At 66.5% G+C, this 18,205-nt stretch carries 14 protein-coding genes and 3 tRNA genes; 3 read left to right on the top strand and 14 right to left on the bottom strand.

From position 1 onward, the window contains the following. The 3 genes from G7007_RS18635 to G7007_RS18625 form a co-directional block, all read right to left on the bottom strand. Positions 1–897: 1-aminocyclopropane-1-carboxylate deaminase/D-cysteine desulfhydrase (locus tag G7007_RS18635; RefSeq protein WP_375139506.1), on the bottom strand; the 897-nt coding region annotated here is incomplete at its 3' end. A gap of 78 nt (positions 898–975) precedes the next feature. Then, the gene (locus G7007_RS18630; protein ID WP_181104132.1) at positions 976–3,012 is read right to left on the bottom strand and encodes an NADPH-dependent 2,4-dienoyl-CoA reductase; all 2,037 of its coding nucleotides are present in this window, start codon (positions 3,010–3,012) and stop codon (positions 976–978) included. A gap of 156 nt (positions 3,013–3,168) precedes the next feature. Further along, on the bottom strand, positions 3,169–4,923 hold the full coding sequence (locus tag G7007_RS18625) for a BCCT family transporter (protein WP_181104130.1): 1,755 nt from the start codon (positions 4,921–4,923) through the stop codon (positions 3,169–3,171). A 499-nt stretch (positions 4,924–5,422) separates the two neighbouring features. Between G7007_RS18625 and G7007_RS18620 the strand changes: the two genes are divergently transcribed. The 3 genes from G7007_RS18620 (at position 5,423) to G7007_RS18610 (ending at position 8,235) form a co-directional block, all read left to right on the top strand. Then, positions 5,423–5,845 carry a response regulator gene (locus G7007_RS18620; RefSeq protein ID WP_258198617.1) on the top strand — a complete coding sequence of 141 codons (423 nt, stop codon included), beginning with the start codon at positions 5,423–5,425 and terminating at the stop codon, positions 5,843–5,845. 218 nt (positions 5,846–6,063) lie between these two features. After that, positions 6,064–7,182 (top strand): nitrilase-related carbon-nitrogen hydrolase, encoded by a 1,119-nt coding sequence (locus tag G7007_RS18615; RefSeq protein WP_181104126.1) that lies wholly within the window; start codon positions 6,064–6,066, stop codon positions 7,180–7,182. A 3-nt stretch (positions 7,183–7,185) separates the two neighbouring features. After that, on the top strand, positions 7,186–8,235 hold the full coding sequence (locus G7007_RS18610; protein ID WP_181104124.1) for an AraC family transcriptional regulator: 1,050 nt from the start codon (positions 7,186–7,188) through the stop codon (positions 8,233–8,235). 251 nt (positions 8,236–8,486) lie between these two features. Here the strand turns inward: G7007_RS18610 and G7007_RS18605 are convergent, their stop codons facing one another. The 11 genes from G7007_RS18605 to accD all read right to left on the bottom strand — a co-directional run bounded on the left by G7007_RS18605 (position 8,487) and on the right by accD (position 18,006). Continuing rightward, a complete protein-coding gene (locus tag G7007_RS18605; RefSeq protein ID WP_181104122.1) occupies positions 8,487–9,437 on the bottom strand; it encodes a DUF2242 domain-containing protein in 951 nt (316 codons plus the stop codon). Between the two features lie 192 nt (positions 9,438–9,629). Then, positions 9,630–9,706: transfer RNA gene (locus G7007_RS18600), tRNA-Asp, on the bottom strand. A 112-nt stretch (positions 9,707–9,818) separates the two neighbouring features. After that, positions 9,819–9,895: transfer RNA gene (locus G7007_RS18595), tRNA-Asp, on the bottom strand. 78 nt (positions 9,896–9,973) lie between these two features. After that, positions 9,974–10,049 (bottom strand) — tRNA-Val (locus G7007_RS18590). A gap of 730 nt (positions 10,050–10,779) precedes the next feature. After that, positions 10,780–11,553 (bottom strand): SDR family oxidoreductase, encoded by a 774-nt coding sequence (locus G7007_RS18585; protein WP_181104120.1) that lies wholly within the window; start codon positions 11,551–11,553, stop codon positions 10,780–10,782. Further along, complete coding sequence (locus G7007_RS18580) at positions 11,550–12,761, bottom strand: O-succinylhomoserine sulfhydrylase (RefSeq protein ID WP_181104118.1); 1,212 nt, start codon at positions 12,759–12,761, stop codon at positions 11,550–11,552. The genes G7007_RS18585 and G7007_RS18580 overlap by 4 nt, the downstream gene beginning before the upstream one ends. Before the next feature lie 15 nt (positions 12,762–12,776). Beyond that, a complete protein-coding gene (gene purF, locus G7007_RS18575; protein ID WP_060394470.1) occupies positions 12,777–14,282 on the bottom strand; it encodes an amidophosphoribosyltransferase in 1,506 nt (501 codons plus the stop codon). Between the two features lie 41 nt (positions 14,283–14,323). Beyond that, positions 14,324–14,878: a CvpA family protein gene (locus tag G7007_RS18570; protein ID WP_181104116.1), complete on the bottom strand. Its 555-nt coding sequence runs from the start codon at positions 14,876–14,878 to the stop codon at positions 14,324–14,326. A 251-nt stretch (positions 14,879–15,129) separates the two neighbouring features. Further along, entirely contained in the window at positions 15,130–15,807 is a 678-nt protein-coding gene (locus G7007_RS18565) for an SPOR domain-containing protein (RefSeq protein WP_181104114.1), read from the bottom strand. 4 nt (positions 15,808–15,811) lie between these two features. Next, positions 15,812–17,095, bottom strand: a complete 1,284-nt coding sequence (gene folC / locus G7007_RS18560) for a bifunctional tetrahydrofolate synthase/dihydrofolate synthase (protein ID WP_181104112.1) — start codon at positions 17,093–17,095, stop codon at positions 15,812–15,814. Further along, positions 17,095–18,006, bottom strand: coding sequence for an acetyl-CoA carboxylase, carboxyltransferase subunit beta (accD, locus tag G7007_RS18555; RefSeq protein WP_181095564.1), 912 nt, complete (start codon positions 18,004–18,006; stop codon positions 17,095–17,097). Before accD ends, folC begins: the two co-directional genes overlap by 1 nt. Positions 18,007–18,205 lie beyond the last annotated feature (199 nt).

Genomic DNA, 18,205 nt, shown 5'->3' with positions numbered 1-18,205 from the left:
CTCGTACCCCCGCCGCCCCTGCAACCCCCCGGTGTGCACGAACACCACGCGCGTACCCGGGGAGACGCCACCGGCCTGGACTTCACGTTGCAGCGCCAGCAAGGCCTTGCCGGTGTACACCCCTTCCAACGGCACGCCGCTGGCGCGCTCGCAGTCGTCCATGAACTGCCGTAGGGCCGTGTCGACCTGACCGAACCCGGCCCCGCAGGCCTCGTGCAGGCGGTAGCCGCCCTCGCCCACCAGCGCCTGCACGTCCCGCGCTACCCCATAGCGGGCCGGCACGGCCAGGGCGCCATGCACCGGGTGACGCCCCTGCTCGGCCTGTACCAGGCCCGCGAGCGTGGTGCCGGTGCCGACCGCCAGCCACCAGGCATCATGATCGTCCCAGCCCAGTCGTGGCAGTTGCGCGCGGACCTGCTCCAGCAACACCGCACAGCCGCCCATGCCCAATCGGCCACCGCCACCCTCGGGAATGCAGTGCCAGCCGGGATAGCGTGCCTGCCACGGCTGCCAGAAATCGGCCTCGTGCCGAGCCCGGTAGCCGCCGTGCCCCAGCCAGTGCAGGTGCATGCCGAAGGCCTGGAGGTCGCGCACCGTCGGAGTGTCCTGGTACTGGCCGCGCAGCAGGCCGGCGGTGGCGAAACCGAAGCGCTTGCCGGCCGCCGCCAGGGCGTGCAGGTGATTGGAGTGGGCGCCGCCCAGGCTCACCAGGCCGGGCGCATCGGCGCGCCAGGCCTGGATCAGGTGATCGCGCAACTTGAAGCCCTTGTTGCCGGTGATCAACGGATCGACCCGGTCCAGGCGCAGGACGGCGGCTTGTACCCCGGCAGTGGCCAGCCAGGGCAGGTCCAAGGGGTCGAGCGGCGCATGGGGCACGTCGAAGCGGTCGCAGGTCATGGGCATCGCGCAGATGAAGGGCGCGCGAGTGTAGCAAGCGACCGTCGTCCGCTTCGAGCCCTCACCGGCGGCCGTGGGTCACAAGGTCGCGGCCAACCTCGAGGCCTGGTTGATGGCCCGCTTGGCATCGAGCTCGGCCGCCACGTCCGCACCGCCGACCAGGTGGGTCGACTGCCCGGCGGCGATCAGCGTCTCGTACAGGTCACGCAGCGGCTCCTGACCGGCGCAGATCACCACGTTGTCCACCTCCAGCACCTGTGGCTCGCCCCCCGCGATGCGCACGTGCAGCCCGGCATCGTCGATCTTCAGGTATTCCACGCTATTGAGCATGCGGACCCCACGCTGCTTCAGCCCGGCCCGATGGATCCAGCCGGTGGTCTTGCCCAGGCCATCGCCGACCTTGGAGGCGCTGCGCTGCAGCAGGTACACCTCCCGCGCCGCCGGGGCCGGACGCGGCGTCACACCCGCCACACCGCCACGCGCCTGGAGTTGGCTGTCGATGCCCCACTCGGCCCAGAACGCCTCGCGGTCCAGGCTGGTGGCAGGCCCGGCGTGCACCAGGTACTCGCTGGTGTCGAACCCGATGCCACCGGCCCCGATCACCGCGACACGCGGTCCGACCGGACAGCGTTCGCGCAGCACGTCCAGGTAGCTCAGAACCTTGGGGTGATCGATGCCTGCAATGGCCGGCACCCGTGGCGTGATCCCGGTAGCCAGTACCACCTCGTCGTACCCCTCGGCCAGCAGCGCCTCGGCGTCGACCCGCTGCCCCAGTCGCACCTGCACACCGAGGTCGCGCAGGCGGTGGTCGAAGTAACGCAGGGTTTCGGCGAACTCCTCCTTGCCCGGCACGCGCTTGGCCACGTTGAACTGGCCGCCGATCTCGGACGCCGCGTCGAACAGCGTCACCTGGTGCCCGCGCTCGGCCGCCACGCTCGCGCAGGCGAGGCCCGCCGGCCCGGCGCCCACCACGGCGAGGCGGCGCAGTTGCTCAGTCGGCGCGTAGGTGAGTTCGGTTTCGTGGCAGGCACGGGGGTTGACCAGGCAACTGGTCAACTTGCCAGCGAAGGTGTGGTCCAGGCAGGCCTGGTTGCAGCCGATGCAGGTGTTGATGCGTGACCCCAGGCCGGCGGCGGCCTTGTTGACGAACTCGGGGTCGGCGAGGAACGGTCGCGCCATGGAGACCATGTCCGCATCGCCAGCCGCCAGCACGGCCTCGGCCACCTCCGGCGTGTTGATCCGGTTGGTGGTGATCAGGGGGATCCCCACCTCGCCGCGCAACTTGGCGGTGACCTGGGTGAACGCTGCGCGCGGCACCTTGGTGGCGATGGTCGGAATGCGCGCCTCGTGCCAGCCGATACCAGTGTTGATCAGGGTGGCGCCGGCCTGCTCGATGGCCTTGGCCAGCGTCACCACCTCGCCCCAGTCGCTGCCCTGTTGCACCAGGTCGAGCATCGACAGGCGGAAGATCAGGATGAAACGCTCACCGACAGCGTCGCGCACGCGGCGCACGATCTCCACCGCCAGGCGCATGCGGTTGGCATAGCTGCCGCCCCAGCGGTCGTCGCGCTGGTTGGTCTGGGCGACCAGGAACTGATTGATGAAGTAGCCTTCCGAACCCATGATCTCGACGCCATCGTAGCCGGCGAACTGGGCCAGCTCGGCGCAGCGGACGAAATCGGCGATCTGCTTCTCGATGCCCGCCTCGTCCAGCGCGTGGGGCGTGAACGGGTTGATCGGCGCCCGGATGGCGCTGGGTGCGACCTGCTTGGGGCTGTAGGCGTAGCGCCCGGCATGCAGGATCTGCAGGCAGATCTTGCCGCCGGCCTGGTGCACCGCCTCGGTCACCACGCGGTGGCGCTCGGCCTCCTGCTCGGTGGTGAGCTTGGCCGCCCCGGCGTACACCGCGCCCTCCTCGTTCGGCGCGATGCCCCCGGTCACCATGAGCCCCACACCGCCACGGGCACGTTCGGCGAAGTACGCCGCCATGCGCGCGAAGCCCTCCGGGCGTTCCTCGAGCCCCGTGTGCATCGAGCCCATCAGGGTGCGGTTGCGCAGGGTGGTGAAGCCCAGGTCCAGCGGGGCCAACAGGTGGGGGTAAGGGGTAGCGGCCATCGGGCATCTCCAGAGTCGGCGAACACGGGACGCAGGCACCTTGTCGGTCGGGCCTGTCGTCATGCGCCGACATTACCCAGCCCAGGCACGCGCCTCAATGACCGAAAGTGACAACTTTCTGATCGTATCGGACAGCGTGCCCAGGCGTGGTCCTGGTCAATGCTCCGACAGCGGCGCCGGTTTCTCGACCGGGGCCGGTGCCGGCGCGACCTTGGTTTCCTTGACCACGATGTGGAATTCCTCGCCGTGCTTCACCGCGCCATACAGCACCGCCTTCTCGATCAGCTCGCTGCCGCGCAGGTGCCGCAGCATCATCGGGTCCTTACGCAGGTCGCGGTACAGGGCCAGGCAGAGCAGGACCATCACGATGACGAACGGCAGCGCCACCACGATGGTGAGGTTCTGCAGCCCGGTCAGCGCCGACCCCGGGTCGGACGGATCGCCGATCGCCAGCATGATCGCCGCGACTGTGCCGGTCAGTCCGCCCCAGAAGATCACCGTGCGCCGCGAAGGCTCGGTGGTGCCGTGCTCGGACAGCGTGCCCATGACCAGCGAAGCGGCGTCGGCCCCCGAGACGAAGAAGATGCCCACCAGGATCATCACCAGCACCGAAGTGACCGAGGCCCAGGGGTAGGTGGCCAGCAGCTCGTACAGCGCATGGTTGCTATTGACCGCACCGTTGGTGAGCTGGAAGGCCCCTTCGCGCAGGGCGTCGATGCTGGCGCCGCCGAAGATGGCGAACCAGATCAGGCTGACCAGGCTGGGCACCAGCAGCACGCCGCTGACGAACTGGCGGATGGTGCGGCCCCGGCTGATGCGGGCGATGAACATGCCGACGAAGGGGGTCCAGGACACCCACCAGGCCCAATAGAACACGGTCCAGCCGGCCAGCCAGTCACCCATCTGCACGCCGCCGCTGGCGGTGGTGCGCGCCATCATTTCCGGCAGCAGCTTGACGTAGATGCCGATCGAGGTCGGCAGCAGGTTGAGCATCAGCAAGGTCGGCCCGACCATGAACACGAACAGTGCCAGCACCAGGGCCAGCACCATGTTGGTGTTGGACAGCCACTGGATGCCTTTGCCGATGCCGGAAACCGCCGAGGCCACGAAGGCCACGGTGAGAATGGTGATGATGAGGATGTGCAGCAGCTTGCCGGGATGTTCGATCCAGCCGTTGTACTCGAGACCACCGGCGATCTGCAGGGCGCCCAGACCGAGCGACGCGGCCGAACCGAACAGCGTGGCGAAGATTGCCATCATGTCGATCAGGCGCCCGGCCGGGCCATTGGCGTGCCGGCCGATCAACGGCCGGAAGGCGGCGGAGATCAGTTGCGAGCGGCCCCGACGGAAGGTGCCGTAGGCGATCACCAGCCCGACGATGGCGTACATGGCCCAAGGGTGCAGCGTCCAGTGGAACAGCGTGGTAGCCATCGCCACCTGCAACGCTTCGTTGGACTGGCCCGCCACGGTGCCGGGCGGCGGATTGACGTAGTGCGAGAGGGGTTCGGCGACCCCGAAGAACATCAGGCCGATGCCCATGCCGGCGCTGAACATCATGGCCACCCAGGAAAGGGTACGAAACTCTGGTGCCTCGCCGTCGCAACCGAGCGGAATCCGCCCGTACCGACTGGCCGCCAGCCACAGCACGAAGGCCACGATCAAGCTCGAGGTGAGCACGAAGAACCAGCCGAAGTTCACGATGACCCAGGACTGGGCCGTGGACGCGCTGGCGGCGAGGTTGGCCTGGTTGAGAAAGCCCCACAGGATGAAGGCCAAAGCGATGACGCTGGTCACGCCGAACACCCAGCCGTCGAGTCGGCCTTCGAGCGAACGGTCCTGGCGGGCCTCGGCGGTGTTGGAAGGGTCGGTCACCCCAAGGCCCATGACCTCGTCGATCGGTTGCGTAGCCATCTGAGCCCCTTTGCGGTTGTTTTTGTTGTGTCGTGCCAGCCTTTGCCGGGTCTGTCGAACCCGTACACCGGTCGCCACGCGATTATCGGCGTCGGTCTGGGCATCGCCTGTTCCAGGACCGTCCCGGTCCACACCATGAGCGACTTGCGCTGGTCTTTCCTGACGCAGCACGCCGACCGCTGACGACCGATCGTCGGCTCGCCTGCGGGGCGATACAACTTCATCGCCTGGACGCGCGTCGACCGTGGGTCGCCACTGCGCGCAAGGTGGGGACACAGCGCTTGAGCCGACCTGCAACGCGCGTCGCTATCGACCCCATCGAAAAAATTTGTGGGCTTCACGGCGCGGGACAAGGGAATCTACTGCCGTCAGCAGGTGTCTGACTCGTCGGCGAACGCCTTCGACGGCGCAGCGCCGTTCTAGCAAGCGTGAAGTCCGCATGCCGTCATCCGTGGGAGAAGCGCTTCGCGCCCGATGCAACATGGAATCACTCATCACTATGAAAGCGTTACCGACCGTGTTGCTGATAGAGGACGAACCCAGTCTTCGAGAACTCATCGTCATGGCCCTGGAAGACCTGGGCGCCGAGGTGACGGCCGTCGCCACCGCCGACGAAGGCGCGGCCATGCTCACCCGACAAGCCTGGGCCCTGCTGCTCACTGACGTCCGGACCCCAGGCACGCTCGATGGACTCGAACTCGCATGCCTGGCCCGGCAACAGACGCCTGGCCTGAACATCGTGGTCATGAGCGGCTACCACAACAAGCTGGCCTCCCCCTTGCCACCGAACGTCGACTTCCTGCCCAAGCCCTGGTCCATGCAGGATTTCAACACGCTGATCGGTGATCAGCTGTCTGTCACCGATCCTCGGCATATCGTGACCGGCGGTTTCGTCACCCCGCTCGCCCCAGCGCGCGACTGACGTATTGGCGCCTCGCTCGCGCGCCTCACGTCCCGTGAAGGGGCATGCGCTCTGCTTTTGGCCCCCAGACCGCTCCTGCACGTCGCCCAGAGGCGTTCTTGGCGCACAGGCAAGACCCGACCCCCTGTGCGATGGTATGGTGAGCCACCAGGCTGGCCGCTCGCCCGATCGGCCGACGACGAACGCGGCACGGCGCCGTTCTTTTCAGTGACGTCCACATGCGTAAATTCCTGGTCGGTGCGTGCGCACTGGCACTCCTCCTCGCCCTGAGCGGCTATGGCCTCTGGACGCTGCAGCGCCCGGAAGGCCATTACCTGTCCGATCTGCGCATCACCGTGGCGCTCGACCACGGCACCCCGAGCGACCGCGGCAATCTGCTGGGCATCGAGCCGCTGCTCTATCCGGTCGACTACCAGAACCTGCAACGCCTGCACCGCAAGCTGGCCGCCTACTTCGACCAGGCCAGGGCGCTGGGCCTGCTGACCCCCAGAACCGTGGTGGTGTTGCCCGAACACGTGGGCACGTGGCTGTGGGCACGCGGCGAAAAGAACGCGCTGTACCAGGTGACGCAACGCCGGGAGGCCTTGCAGTGGCTGGAGATCAGCAACCCTGTGCGCTATGGCCTGGCCGTCCTGATGGCCGAGGGCGAGGACCGTCGTGGCGATGCGCACCTGCGCATGAAGGCCGGGCAAATGGCAGCCGATTACCAGGCCTTGTTCGGCGGGCTGGCCAAGGAGTTCGCCGTGACCTTGGTGGCCGGCTCGATCGTGCTGCCTGCGCCCTACGCCGAACAGGGAACGCTGTACCCTGGCACGGGCGCCCTGTTCAATTGCAGCGTGGTGTTCGATGCCACGGGAGCGGTGCTGGGGCAGCCGCAACGCCAGCGCTTTCCCGACAGCGACGTACGACGCTTCATTCAGGGCGAGCAGGCACAACCGCTGCAGACCTTCGCCACCCCGGCAGGCACGCTGGGCGTGCTGGTCGGCAGCGACAGCTGGTACCCACAGAATCAGCAGCAGTTGGCCAGGCAGTCGGTCGACCTGGTCGCCAACCCCGCCTTTCTCGGTGGGCGCGACCGTTGGACGGCCCCATGGCGCGGCAACCGCCATCAACCGTCGAGCGTTCACCTGCCCTTGAAACCAGGCGAGGTCAGCGAGCAGGCCGCCTGGCATACGCTGGTCGGCGCACCGTCCAACCCGGCGACGCGCATGACGGTCTTCCTGCGTGGTCAGTTCTGGGACATGGGCAGCGATGGGCAAGGTTTCGCCGGTGTCGGCGGTCAATCCTTCAGTGGCCAGCCCCATGCAGGTGCGCGCCTGTTGAACGTCTGGCTGTAGCCCATGCCGACTCCGCGGGTACGCCTGGGTGATCTGTCGGTGGCCTTCACCCTGCCGCTGGCCGAGGCCCTCACGCAGCGCGGGCACGACGGCAAAGGGTTGCTGCAACGCTACGGCCTAGGCGACGCGCTTCTGGCGCAGCCTGGTGCACGGCTGTCGATCCCTCGCTACATGCACCTGGGACATGCTGCGCTTTCGTTGAGCGGCGAACCCGCCCTGGGCCTGCACATGGGCCGCCTGAGTCGCCTGCCCCAGGCCGGCCTGGCTGGCATGGCCGCCGCCCAGGCACCGACCCTGGGCGAGGCCGCGCGCACCCTGTTGCGCTTCGAACCGTTGTACGCCGTCAACTACCGTGGGCAGTCGTCCTACCAAGCCGATGCACAGGGCGCCTGGCTGTGCTTCTACGCCATCGACCCGTACAACGACTACAACCGGTTCGTGGTCGATTCGGTCCTGAGCGGCTGGCTGGCGCAGCTCGGCGGCCTGGTGAACGTGCCCGTGCAAGCCGACCGCTTGGAGATCGCCTTCGAAGCACCCGACTACGCCGCGCACTACGCACCACTGTGCACCTCGAACGTGCGCTTCGCCGCCCCCACCAATCGGTTGCACCTGAGCCACACACTGCTGGACCTGCCCAACCCCTGGCATTGCCCAGGCACGTGGCAGCATCTGCTGCAGCTGTGCGAGGCGGACCTCGAACAGCGCACACGTCTGCGCAGTGTGTCGGAGCACGTGACGCGCTGCCTCGGCCCCTTGCTCAGCGGTGGACGGGAGCCGGACCTGAAGACCATCGCCCGGCACCTGCAGCTGCCTGCCTGGACCGTGCGCCGTCGACTGGCCGCCGAGGGCACTCAATTCCGTACGCTGCTCAACGACACACGGCGCGACCTGGCCGAGGCCTACATTCGGGATACCGCCTCGAGCTTTGGCGAGATCGCCTACCTGCTGGGATTCGCCTCGGCCGAGGCGTTCCAGCGTGCGTTCAAACGCTGGGCGGGCAAGACGCCAGGCGACTATCGCCGCGAACAGCGCCGCGGGGCCGGGACCGACTAGAGCTCGGTGGCGTCTTCAGCCGGTTCGGCCGTGTCGAATTCGACGGCGCGGGACTCGAGCAGCTCTTCCTGATAATCATCCATGGGTCTGGCTCCTGATCGGCTCATAAGGCGGTGTCAGGGCGTCACGCTACAGCGCGATGATGAAAACGCCATGACAGTGTTATGAGCGATCCGCAGCGCAGGGGTTCACAGCGTGTCTGGCCCGCTTGTATCAGCCCGTTTCAGGAAGGACGGCGCACGCGTCTCGACTCAAGGCGAAACCTCAGGCGCTGTCGCCGGCGTTTCCGGCGTCTCGGTCTGAATCTGAAGCGGCGCAGCCTCGGCAGGCGGCGCTATCGGCTGCGAGCCCTGCTGTTCGTCAGAGGCAGGTACGGGTGCCGATGAAGCGTCGGACGTGCCGGATACGGCTGGAGAAGCGTCCTGAGCCCCTTGACCGCCCTGAGAGCCCTGGACGTTCTGGCCACTCGAATCGGTGGCAGGCGGCTCGACAGGCGTGGCCTGCGTCACCCCTGAGACAGGTGGCGTAGTGTCGGGCTGAGGCGCCTCGACGGGCGCGACTGGCGGGGTGGACGGCGCCGGCTCGGGGGCCAGGGCCGTCGTGGCCGTGCCTGGCAGACCCAGCGAGGCGGCCGCAGGTGGGCTGACGGGTGCCGCCTCGGGGGCAGCCTTGCGCGGCTTGGGCAGGTAGCTTTCCACCAGCGCGAAGTAACGCTCGTAGAACTGGGGTGCCGTCACGGTTTCGCTGGCGACCTTGACCATCGAGTCATCGCTCGAGCCGATCGGCATCGATACCGAACCCAGCACCCCTACCCCGAGGCTGGCCGAGGTATTGGACTTCTTGAGGCTGTAGCGATCCTGCAAGGCATTGGCGAACAGGGTGGAGCCGCCGGTGTCCGCACTGTCCGGCGCGCAGGTAATGTTGAAACTGATCTGCAGGTGGTTCTCGCTGTTCTGCTGGAAGCTCTTGTTGCCCGCGACCTGGTTGGCGCTGCTGCTGGTGATGATGTAGCCCTGGCTCAACAATGCCCGGCGTGCCGCTTCGCAGGAGCTGGCTTCGTTGACCGAGAAAGCACGTGAAAAGGTGCCTGAATCGTCGAAGTGCTCATGTTCGTAGATGGCGGTTTTTTTCGAGGCACAGCCTGCCAGGCCTGCCAGCAGCAAAGCCAATCCAAGCGTACTGAAGAGCGGTTTTCCAGACATTGCGGATTCCGGGACAAGACGGACACGTATTGTGCATGACATCGCGCGCCTGCTGAAACCATTGGTCCATGAACATCGTCAAGCGCGAGGCCGTTCGCCCGATGCGGCACGGGCAACCGGCAGAAACAAAAAAAGCGACCCGAAGGTCGCTTTTTCTGTGCTTCAAGGCGTTCAGTGACCTCGAAGCGGATATGGCGCAGCGGACGGGACTCGAACCCGCGACCCCCGGCGTGACAGGCCGGTATTCTAACCGACTGAACTACCGCTGCGTATCGCTCAGGCTTGCGCCCGATTGAAACTGGGATCTGGCCTGGAAGCTTGGCAAACCTTCTACCTGGCTTCTGACCTCAGACCGGTGCAAGCACCCATCTGGATAAAAAGTGGCGCAGCGGACGGGACTCGAACCCGCGACCCCCGGCGTGACAGGCCGGTATTCTAACCGACTGAACTACCGCTGCGCATGTGGACTTGCGTCCGGTTCCTCTCAATTAGCGTCATCTTGCGAATCGGCTGGGTCAGGAACAGTCTCAGTGAAGTGGTGGGTGATGACGGGATCGAACCGCCGACCCTCTGCTTGTAAGGCAGATGCTCTCCCGGCTGAGCTAATCACCCGCTTGTTGCGTTTGCTTCGCTGAGGCCGCGAAATTTACGCAGGTACCGACGCTAAGTCAACACCCCTGTTGAATTTTTTTTAAAAAAGATGAAATTGGGGGTGGGATGCTGGGGGCGTTTAAGGGAGTGGGTAAGAGGCTGCAAGCTGCAAGCTGCAAGCTGCAAGCTGCAAGCTGCAAGCTGCAAGCTGCAAGCTGCAAGCTGCAAGCTGAGCGTATGGGCAGCCCCCGCTTCACAGCCATTGCAAGAGCAGCAGGGTAACAGGCGGGTGGAGGGGCGGCAGAAGCGGTGTTTGCTCAGAGAGGCACTGCCCCCTTACCCACCGGGCCTTTCAACGTCTTTGGAAAAAGCCCCGCGATAGCGTCGTTGCGCCCATGGATTCACCGGCATGACACAGGCGCGTGCAGCCCTCCCATGGGAGCTGGCTTGCCAGCGATGGGGCCTGCGCATTCACCTCAGGGCTGACAGGCCAGCGCTTGCCTGTCGGCCATGTGTCGGATTCACCACCGCTATCGCAGGCAAGCCCACACAGGTGGCGTCGCCATCGTGCTGCTGCCTGCTTGAAATGAGTACCTGTGGGAGCTGGCTTGCCAGCGATGGGGCCTGCGCACTCACCTCAGGGCTGACAGGCCAGCGCTTGCCTGTCGGCCATGTGTCGGATTCACCACCGCTATCGCGGGCAAGCCCCCACAAGGCCTGCTCCCCTACCCGTCCCGCCTTGCCATGACCGTCAGACGTAGATCATCTTGCGGGTCATGCCGCCGTCGATCACGTACTCCTGCCCCGTGACGAACGACGCTTGGCCGGACAGCAACCAGGCGACCAGGGCGGCCACGTCCTCGACGGTGCCCACGCGTCCGACCGGGTGCTGCCCATGATCGGTGCTGCTCAGAGGCTCGGCCCGGCGCCGGCCCGGGTCACGTGCATCGATCCAGCCGGGGCTGACGGCGTTGACGCGAATCTCTGGCCCCAGGCTGATGGCCAACGCATGGGTCAGGGCCATCAGGCCACCCTTGCTCGCCGCATAGGCTTCGGTGTCGGGTTCCGACTGGTGAGCGCGGGTCGAGGCCAGGTTGACGATGGCGCCCCCATGAGCACGCAGATAGGGGGCACAATGCTTGGCCAGCAGCATGGCGCCGCTCAGGTTGACCGCCAGCACCCGGTTCCACTGCGACAGGCTCAGGCTCTCGAGCGTGCCGCTGTGGGGATCGGCGACGGCTGCATTGCACACCAGGGCGTCCAGGCGACCGAACTGGCCCAGCACCTGCGCCACGCCGGTCACCACGTCCTTTTCATCGGCGACGTCCATGGAGACGAACCAGGCGTTGTCGCCCAATGCCTTGGCCACCTTGGCACCGCGCTTGCGGTCCACATCGCTCAGGACCACTTGCCAGCCTTCGCAAATCAACCAGGCCGCGATGCCCAGACCGATGCCACGCGCGGCACCGGTGACCAGGGCCACGCGGCCATTGTGGCTGGTCTCGCCGCCTTTCCAATGGGTCACAGCGCGGCCAACCCCCGCGCCAGGTCGGCTTGCAGGTCGGCCACGTCCTCGAGCCCGACCGCTACGCGAATCAGGCTGTCGCGAATGCCCGCCGCCTCACGCTCGTGAGGCGTAAGACGCCCATGGGAGGTGGTCGCCGGGTGCGCGATGGTGGTCTTGCTATCACCCAGGTTGGTGGTGATCGACACCAGCCGCGTCGCATCGATGAAACGCCAGGCACCTTCTTTGCCACCCTTGACCTCGAAGCTCACCACCGCACCGAAACCGCTCATCTGACGCTTGGCCAGCTCGTGCTGGGGATGGCTCGGCAGGCCGGCGTAATGCACCCGCTCGATGCCGTCCTGTTGCATCAGCCATTCGGCCAGCGCCTGGGCGCTCTGGCAGTGGGCACGCATGCGCAGCTTGAGCGTCTCCAACCCCTTGAGGAACACCCAGGCGTTGAATGGACTCAAGGTCGGCCCGGCGGTGCGCAGGAAGCCGACCACCTCTTTCATCAGCTCGGCGCGCCCGGCGACGGCCCCGCCCATGCAACGGCCCTGGCCATCGATGAACTTGGTCGCCGAATGGATGACGATGTCCGCCCCCAGGGCGAGTGGCTGCTGCAAGGCTGGCGTGCTGAAGCAGTTGTCCACCGCCAGCAGCGCGCCGTGCGCCTGGGCGATGGCCGCCAGTCCGGCGATGTCGACCAGTTCGGCCAGCGGGTTGGAAGGCGACTCGACGAACAGCAGGCGCGTGTTGGGCTTGAGCGCCTGCTGCCAGCCGTCCAGGTCGGCCAGCGGTACGTAGTCCACCTGGACCCCGAAGCGCTTGAAGTACTTCTCGAACAGGCTGATGGTCGAGCCGAACACGCTTTGCGAGACCAGCACATGGTCGCCCGCGCTGCACAGCGCCATCACCGTGGCCAGGATCGCCGCCATGCCGGTGGACGTGCCGACGGCCTGTTCGGCGCCTTCGAGGGCGGCCAGGCGCTCCTCGAAGGCCCTGACCGTCGGGTTGGTGTAGCGTGAGTAGACGTTACCCGGCACTTCGCCGGCGAACCGTGCCGCGGCATCGGCCGCCGTGCGGAAGACGTAGCTGGAGGTGAAGAACACCGCCTCGCTGTGCTCCCCTTCTGGCGTGCGGTGCTGACCGGCGCGTACCGCCAGGGTGTCGAAACCGACACCCTCCAGGTCGCTGTCCAGCCGCCCGGCCTCCCATTGATCCGACATGCCCTGCTCCCAGAATCAGTTGTTGTACAGGTCGATGATCGCGCTGACCGCCTGGTGCTTGACCTTGGCGGTGTCGTTGCGCGACTGCTCGATGCGGTCGAGGTAGGCCTCGTCGACGTCGCCGGTCACGTAATGGCCGTCGAACACCGCGCAATCGAACTGCTCGATCTTGATCTTGCCGCCACCGACCGACTCCACCAGGTCCGGCAGATCCTGGTAGACCAGCCAATCGGCGCCGATCAACTCGGCCACCTGTTCGGTGGTACGGTTGTGGGCGATCAGTTCATGGGCGCTCGGCATGTCGATGCCGTAGACGTTGGGGTAGCGCACCGCAGGGGCGGCGGAACAGAAGTAGACGTTCTTGGCGCCGGCCTCGCGGGCCATCTGGATGATCTGCTTGCAGGTGGTGCCGCGCACGATCGAATCGTCCACCAGCATCACGTTCTTGCCGCGGAACTCCAGCTCGATGGCGTTGAGCTTCTGTCGCACCGACTTCTTGCGAGCGGCCTGGCCCGGCATGATGAAGGTCCGGCCGATGTAGCGGTTCTTGACGAAGCCTTCGCGGAACTTGACGCCCAGGTGGTTGGCCAACTGGAGCGCCGCCGTGCGGCTGGTGTCGGGGATCGGGATGACCACGTCGATGCCGTGGTCGGGACGCTCGCGCTGGATCTTGTCGGCCAGTTTCTCGCCCATGCGCAGGCGCGCCTTGTACACCGACACGCCGTCGATGATCGAGTCCGGACGCGCCAGGTAGACGTGCTCGAAGATGCACGGCGTCAGCGTCGGTGCGGTGGCACACTGCCGGGTGTGCAGCTGGCCGTCCTCGGTGATGTAGACCGCCTCGCCTGGTGCCAGGTCGCGGATCAGGGTGAACCCGAGCACGTCCAGCGCCACGCTTTCCGAGGCGATCATGTACTCCACGCCTTCGTCGGTGTGGCGCTGGCCGAAGACGATCGGGCGGATGGCATGGGGGTCGCGGAAACCGACGATGCCGTAGCCGGTGATCATCGCCACCACCGCGTAACCACCGACGCAGCGGCTGTGCACGTGGGACACGGCCGCGAACACGTCTTCTTCGGTCGGCTGCAGCTTGCCGCGCACGGCCAGCTCATGGGCGAACACGTTGAGCAGCACTTCGGAGTCGGAGTTGGTGTTGACGTGACGCAGGTCCGATTCGTAGATCTCCTTGGCCAGCTGCTCGACGTTGGTCAGGTTGCCGTTGTGCGCCAGGGTGATGCCATACGGCGAGTTGACGTAGAACGGCTGGGCCTCGGCCGAGGTCGAGCTGCCCGCGGTCGGGTAGCGCACGTGACCGATGCCCATGTGCCCGACCAGGCGCTGCATGTGGCGCTGCTGGAAGACATCGCGCACCAGACCGTTGTCCTTGCGCAGGAACAGCCGGCCATCATGGCTGGTCACGATGCCGGCAGCGTCCTGGCCGCGATGCTGAAGGACGGTTAGCGCGTCATACAGCGCCTGATTGACGTTCGACTTACCGACGATACCGACGATGCCACACATGCGACGCAACCCCTACTTTGATGAAACCTGACTGAGTCCGCTCACGACCGGTTCGGCCCGAGCAGCTGCTCCTTGAAAGGGAGATCGGTCGCAGGACCGACCCCACCGGACATCCATTGGCTGGCAAAGCCCAGCACGAGATTCTTCGACCAGTCGGCGACCAGCACGAACTGCGGCAACAGACGGGACTGCTGCCACCAGGGATCCTGCTGCACCGGGCCGAGGCTCAACAGCCCGACGGCCACGACCACCAGCAGGCCGCCACGCGCCGCGCCGAAGACCATGCCGAGAAAGCGATCGGTGCCGGACAATCCGGTCACACGGATCAGCTCGCCCACGATGAAATTGATCATCGCCCCCACGATCAGGGTGGCGACGAACAGAATGGTACAGCCTGCGATGACCCGCGCCGAGGGCGTCTGGATGTATGGCTCCAGGTACTGCGACAGTGACCCGCCGAACAACCAGGCGACCGCACCGGCGACCAGCCAGGTGACCAGCGAGAGGGCCTCCTTGACGAAGCCACGGTTGAGACTGATCAACGAAGAAACGGCGATGATCGCGATGATCGCCCAATCGACCCAGGTAAATGCCACGGTGCTGCCTGCAGACCTATTAGGGCGCGCATTTTAGCAGAGGGACGGGGATGGGGTAAGCGGAATGTCAGGGTGGAGACAGGCTGATGACGGATGCGTTCCGCCGCGACGGTATCTCGGTGGTGCGATCGAGCCGCAGGACAGGCGGTCTCGATGCAAAGGGGACCAGGCGGGGAGCGTGCAGCCTGCGCCGTGGCTTCAAGCGCTCACGACACCGACCACACCCACCCTGACGGGCTCGGCCTGCGTCATTACCCACGCTCCGGCTCGAAGCGCACGACGATGCCCTTGATTTTCTGCTGACGGTTGATCACGTCACGCACACGTTCGGCCTCGCTGCGCTCGATCAGCGGGCCGACGAACACGCGATTGAGCCCGCCTGCGGTCCGAATGTAGGCATTGTAGCCCTGGCTGCGCAGGGTCTTCAGCAGGTTGTCCGCGCCGGCTCGATTGGACAGGCTGGCCACCTGGATCGACCAGCTGACCGGCAGGCCATTGCCATCGACCTTGTTGCCAGCGTTCGGCGCCTGGGCCGCCATCGGCGCAGGCGACGACGCCTGAGGGCTCGCGGGTGCCTCTGCGCGGGCCACGGGCGCCGGTGCCTTGGCAGGCGCCTTGGCCGCAGCCTCGTGGGACGGCGTGATGGGCTGGCGCGGCGCCGTCATGGGCGCCGTGGACTCGTCGACCACCACCGGCGGCGCCTCGCTGACCGCTGGCGCCTGCGGTAGCGCCTGTGGCTCGGGCACGGCGACTGGATCGACCTGCACCTCAGGCAGTTCGGACCTGGCCGACGCCTGGGGCGCCTCGACCTGGACCTCGCGCACTTCGTCCTGACGCGTGAACAGCATCGGCAGGAAGATCACCGCCAACGCCACCAGCACCAGCGCACCGACGATCCGTTGCTTCACGCCCTTGTCCAGCCCTGCCATCTATCTAGCCCCTCGAGCCCTGCCGCTCCAGCCACGCAAGGGCCTGGGCGACGCAGAAAAACGAACCGAACAGGAGGATCTCATCATCCTCCGTCGCCTGCGCGCACTGCGCTTCGAGCGCAGCGTCGACGCCCTCATGAGACTTCACCGTCGCGCCAAGGTTCTTCAGGGCCTCGTGCAACTCGGCTGCCGAGCGACTGCGCGGCGACGCCAACGGCGCTACCGCCCAGTCATCGACCACCCCGAGCAGTGGCGCGATCACGCCGTCGAGGTCCTTGTCGGCCAGCAGCCCGAACACCGCCAACCGTCGTCCCTGGGGCGAACGGGCGGCCAGGCGCTGCGCCAGGTAGTGGGCAGCGTGGGGGTTGTGGCCGACATCCAACAGCAGATGCAGGCGCTTGCCCTGCCACGGCACGGAGCGACGATCCAGGCGCCCGGTGACGCGGGTACCCAGCAGCGCCTGACGCAGTGTCTCGGGGTCGCATGGCAGACCGCACAGCAGGTAGGCCTGAAGGGCCAGGGCGGCATTCTCGATGGGCAGGTCGAGCGTCGGCAGGTCGAGGGTCAACGGACTGCCATCGGCCCTGCGCCCGTGCCAGCGCCAGTGCTCGCCAGCACGCTGCAGAGCGAAGTCGCGCCCCCGGACGTACAGCGGGCAGCCCAGCTCGGCCGCCTTGTCGAGCACGGGTTGCGGTGGGTTCGGATCGCCGCACAGGGCCGGCGTGCCCGATCGGAAGATCCCGGCCTTCTCGAAGGCGACGGACTCGCGCGTGTCGCCCAGGTACTCGGCGTGGTCCACGCCGATGCTGGTGACCAGCGCCAGGTCGGCGTCCACCAGGTTGACCGCATCGAGCCGTCCACCCAGGCCCACTTCGAGCACGACCGCATCCAGCCCGGCCTGACGGAACAGCCAGAACGCCGCCAGGGTGCCCATCTCGAAGTAGGTCAGCGACACCTGGCCACGAGCCGCCTCGACGGCGGCGAACGCCTCGCACAGCGCCTCGTCGTCCACCTCCTGCCCATCGATCTGTACGCGCTCGTTGTAGCGCAGCAGGTGCGGCGAGGCGTAGACGCCGACCCGTAGGCCCTGGGCCTTGAGCAAGGCCGCGACGAACGCGCAGGTCGAGCCCTTGCCGTTGGTGCCGGTCACGGTCACCACGCGCGGCGCCAGCGTACCCAGCGCGAGACGCTCGAGCACCTGGCGGGACCGCTCCAGCCCCATGTCGATGGCCGACGGGTGCAGTTGTTCGAGGTAGGCGAGCCAGTCGCCCAGGCTACGGGTGCTCATCAGGCGACGACGGGCTCGTCGATCGCCACCGGCGCCTCGGACATCAGGGTCGGTGTCGGCTGACCGGTCATCTGCGCGAGCAGGCGCGCCAGGCGTGGACGCAGTTCGTTGCGCGAGATGATCAGGTCGATGGCACCGTGGTCCAGCAGGAACTCGCTGCGCTGGAAGCCTTCAGGCAGCTTCTCGCGCACGGTCTGCTCGATCACGCGCGGGCCGGCGAAGCCGATCAGGGCCTTGGGCTCGCCGACGATCACGTCGCCCAGCATCGCCAGGCTGGCCGAAACACCGCCGTAGACCGGGTCGGTCAGCACCGAAATGAAGGGGATGCCTTCTTCGCGCAGGCGCGCCAGCACTGCCGAGGTCTTGGCCATCTGCATCAACGAGATCAATGCCTCTTGCATGCGCGCGCCACCGGAGGCGGCGAAACAGACCATCGGGCAGCGGTGCTCCAGGGCATGGTTGGCGGCGCGCACGAAGCGCTCGCCAACCACGGCACCCATGGAGCCACCCATGAACGAGAATTCGAAGGCGCTGACCACGATCGGCATGCCCAGCAGGGTACCGCTCATGGAAATCAGCGCGTCCTTCTCGCCGGTCTGCTTCTGCGCGGCGCTCAGACGGTCCTTGTACTTCTTGCCATCACGGAACTTGAGACGGTCGACCGGCTCCAGGTCGGCGCCCAGTTCGGCACGGCCTTCGGCATCGAGGAAGATGTCGATGCGCGCACGCGCGCCGATCCGCATGTGGTGGTTGCACTTGGGGCAAACGTCCAGGGTCTTCTCGAGCTCGGGACGGTACAGCACCGCCTCGCAGGACGGGCACTTGTGCCACAACCCTTCGGGCACCGAACTCTTCTTCACCTCGGAACGCATGATCGATGGGATCAGTTTGTCTACCAACCAGTTGCTCATGCTTTCATCTCCAGTCTTGGCAGGCGGATGACATCAGCCACACACCCTGCCCTTGAACTCATCATCTGTTCGAAACGGCTGCAAGCCGCTCCGGCGAGTCGGCCATGCCATGACTCGCCCGTCGAGCGTCTTGCACCCCATGTTCTGTCGGCGCCGCTGGCGCCGGGCCTGCCCGGTCGTGACCGTGGCAGCGATAGCT

The sequence above is a fragment of the Pseudomonas entomophila genome, assembly GCF_013523125.1.
In the GTDB taxonomy this organism is placed as follows: Bacteria; Pseudomonadota; Gammaproteobacteria; order Pseudomonadales; family Pseudomonadaceae; genus Aquipseudomonas; species Aquipseudomonas entomophila_B.
This window is presented reverse-complemented; position numbering and strand designations above follow the sequence as displayed.

Excerpts from the sequence above, each read along its gene's own strand:
- G7007_RS18630 (WP_181104132.1), bottom strand. The coding sequence starts at position 3,012 with ATGGCCGCTACCCCTTACCCCCACCTGTTGGCCCCGCTGGACCTGGGC.
- G7007_RS18625 (WP_181104130.1), bottom strand. The coding sequence starts at position 4,923 with ATGGCTACGCAACCGATCGACGAGGTCATGGGCCTTGGGGTGACCGAC.
- G7007_RS18620 (WP_258198617.1), top strand. The coding sequence starts at position 5,423 with ATGAAAGCGTTACCGACCGTGTTGCTGATAGAGGACGAACCCAGTCTT.
- G7007_RS18615 (WP_181104126.1), top strand. The coding sequence starts at position 6,064 with ATGCGTAAATTCCTGGTCGGTGCGTGCGCACTGGCACTCCTCCTCGCC.
- G7007_RS18610 (WP_181104124.1), top strand. The coding sequence starts at position 7,186 with ATGCCGACTCCGCGGGTACGCCTGGGTGATCTGTCGGTGGCCTTCACC.
- G7007_RS18605 (WP_181104122.1), bottom strand. The coding sequence starts at position 9,437 with ATGTCTGGAAAACCGCTCTTCAGTACGCTTGGATTGGCTTTGCTGCTG.
- G7007_RS18580 (WP_181104118.1), bottom strand. The coding sequence starts at position 12,761 with ATGTCGGATCAATGGGAGGCCGGGCGGCTGGACAGCGACCTGGAGGGT.
- purF (WP_060394470.1), bottom strand. The coding sequence starts at position 14,282 with ATGTGTGGCATCGTCGGTATCGTCGGTAAGTCGAACGTCAATCAGGCG.
- G7007_RS18565 (WP_181104114.1), bottom strand. The coding sequence starts at position 15,807 with ATGGCAGGGCTGGACAAGGGCGTGAAGCAACGGATCGTCGGTGCGCTG.
- folC (WP_181104112.1), bottom strand. The coding sequence starts at position 17,095 with ATGAGCACCCGTAGCCTGGGCGACTGGCTCGCCTACCTCGAACAACTG.
- accD (WP_181095564.1), bottom strand. The coding sequence starts at position 18,006 with ATGAGCAACTGGTTGGTAGACAAACTGATCCCATCGATCATGCGTTCC.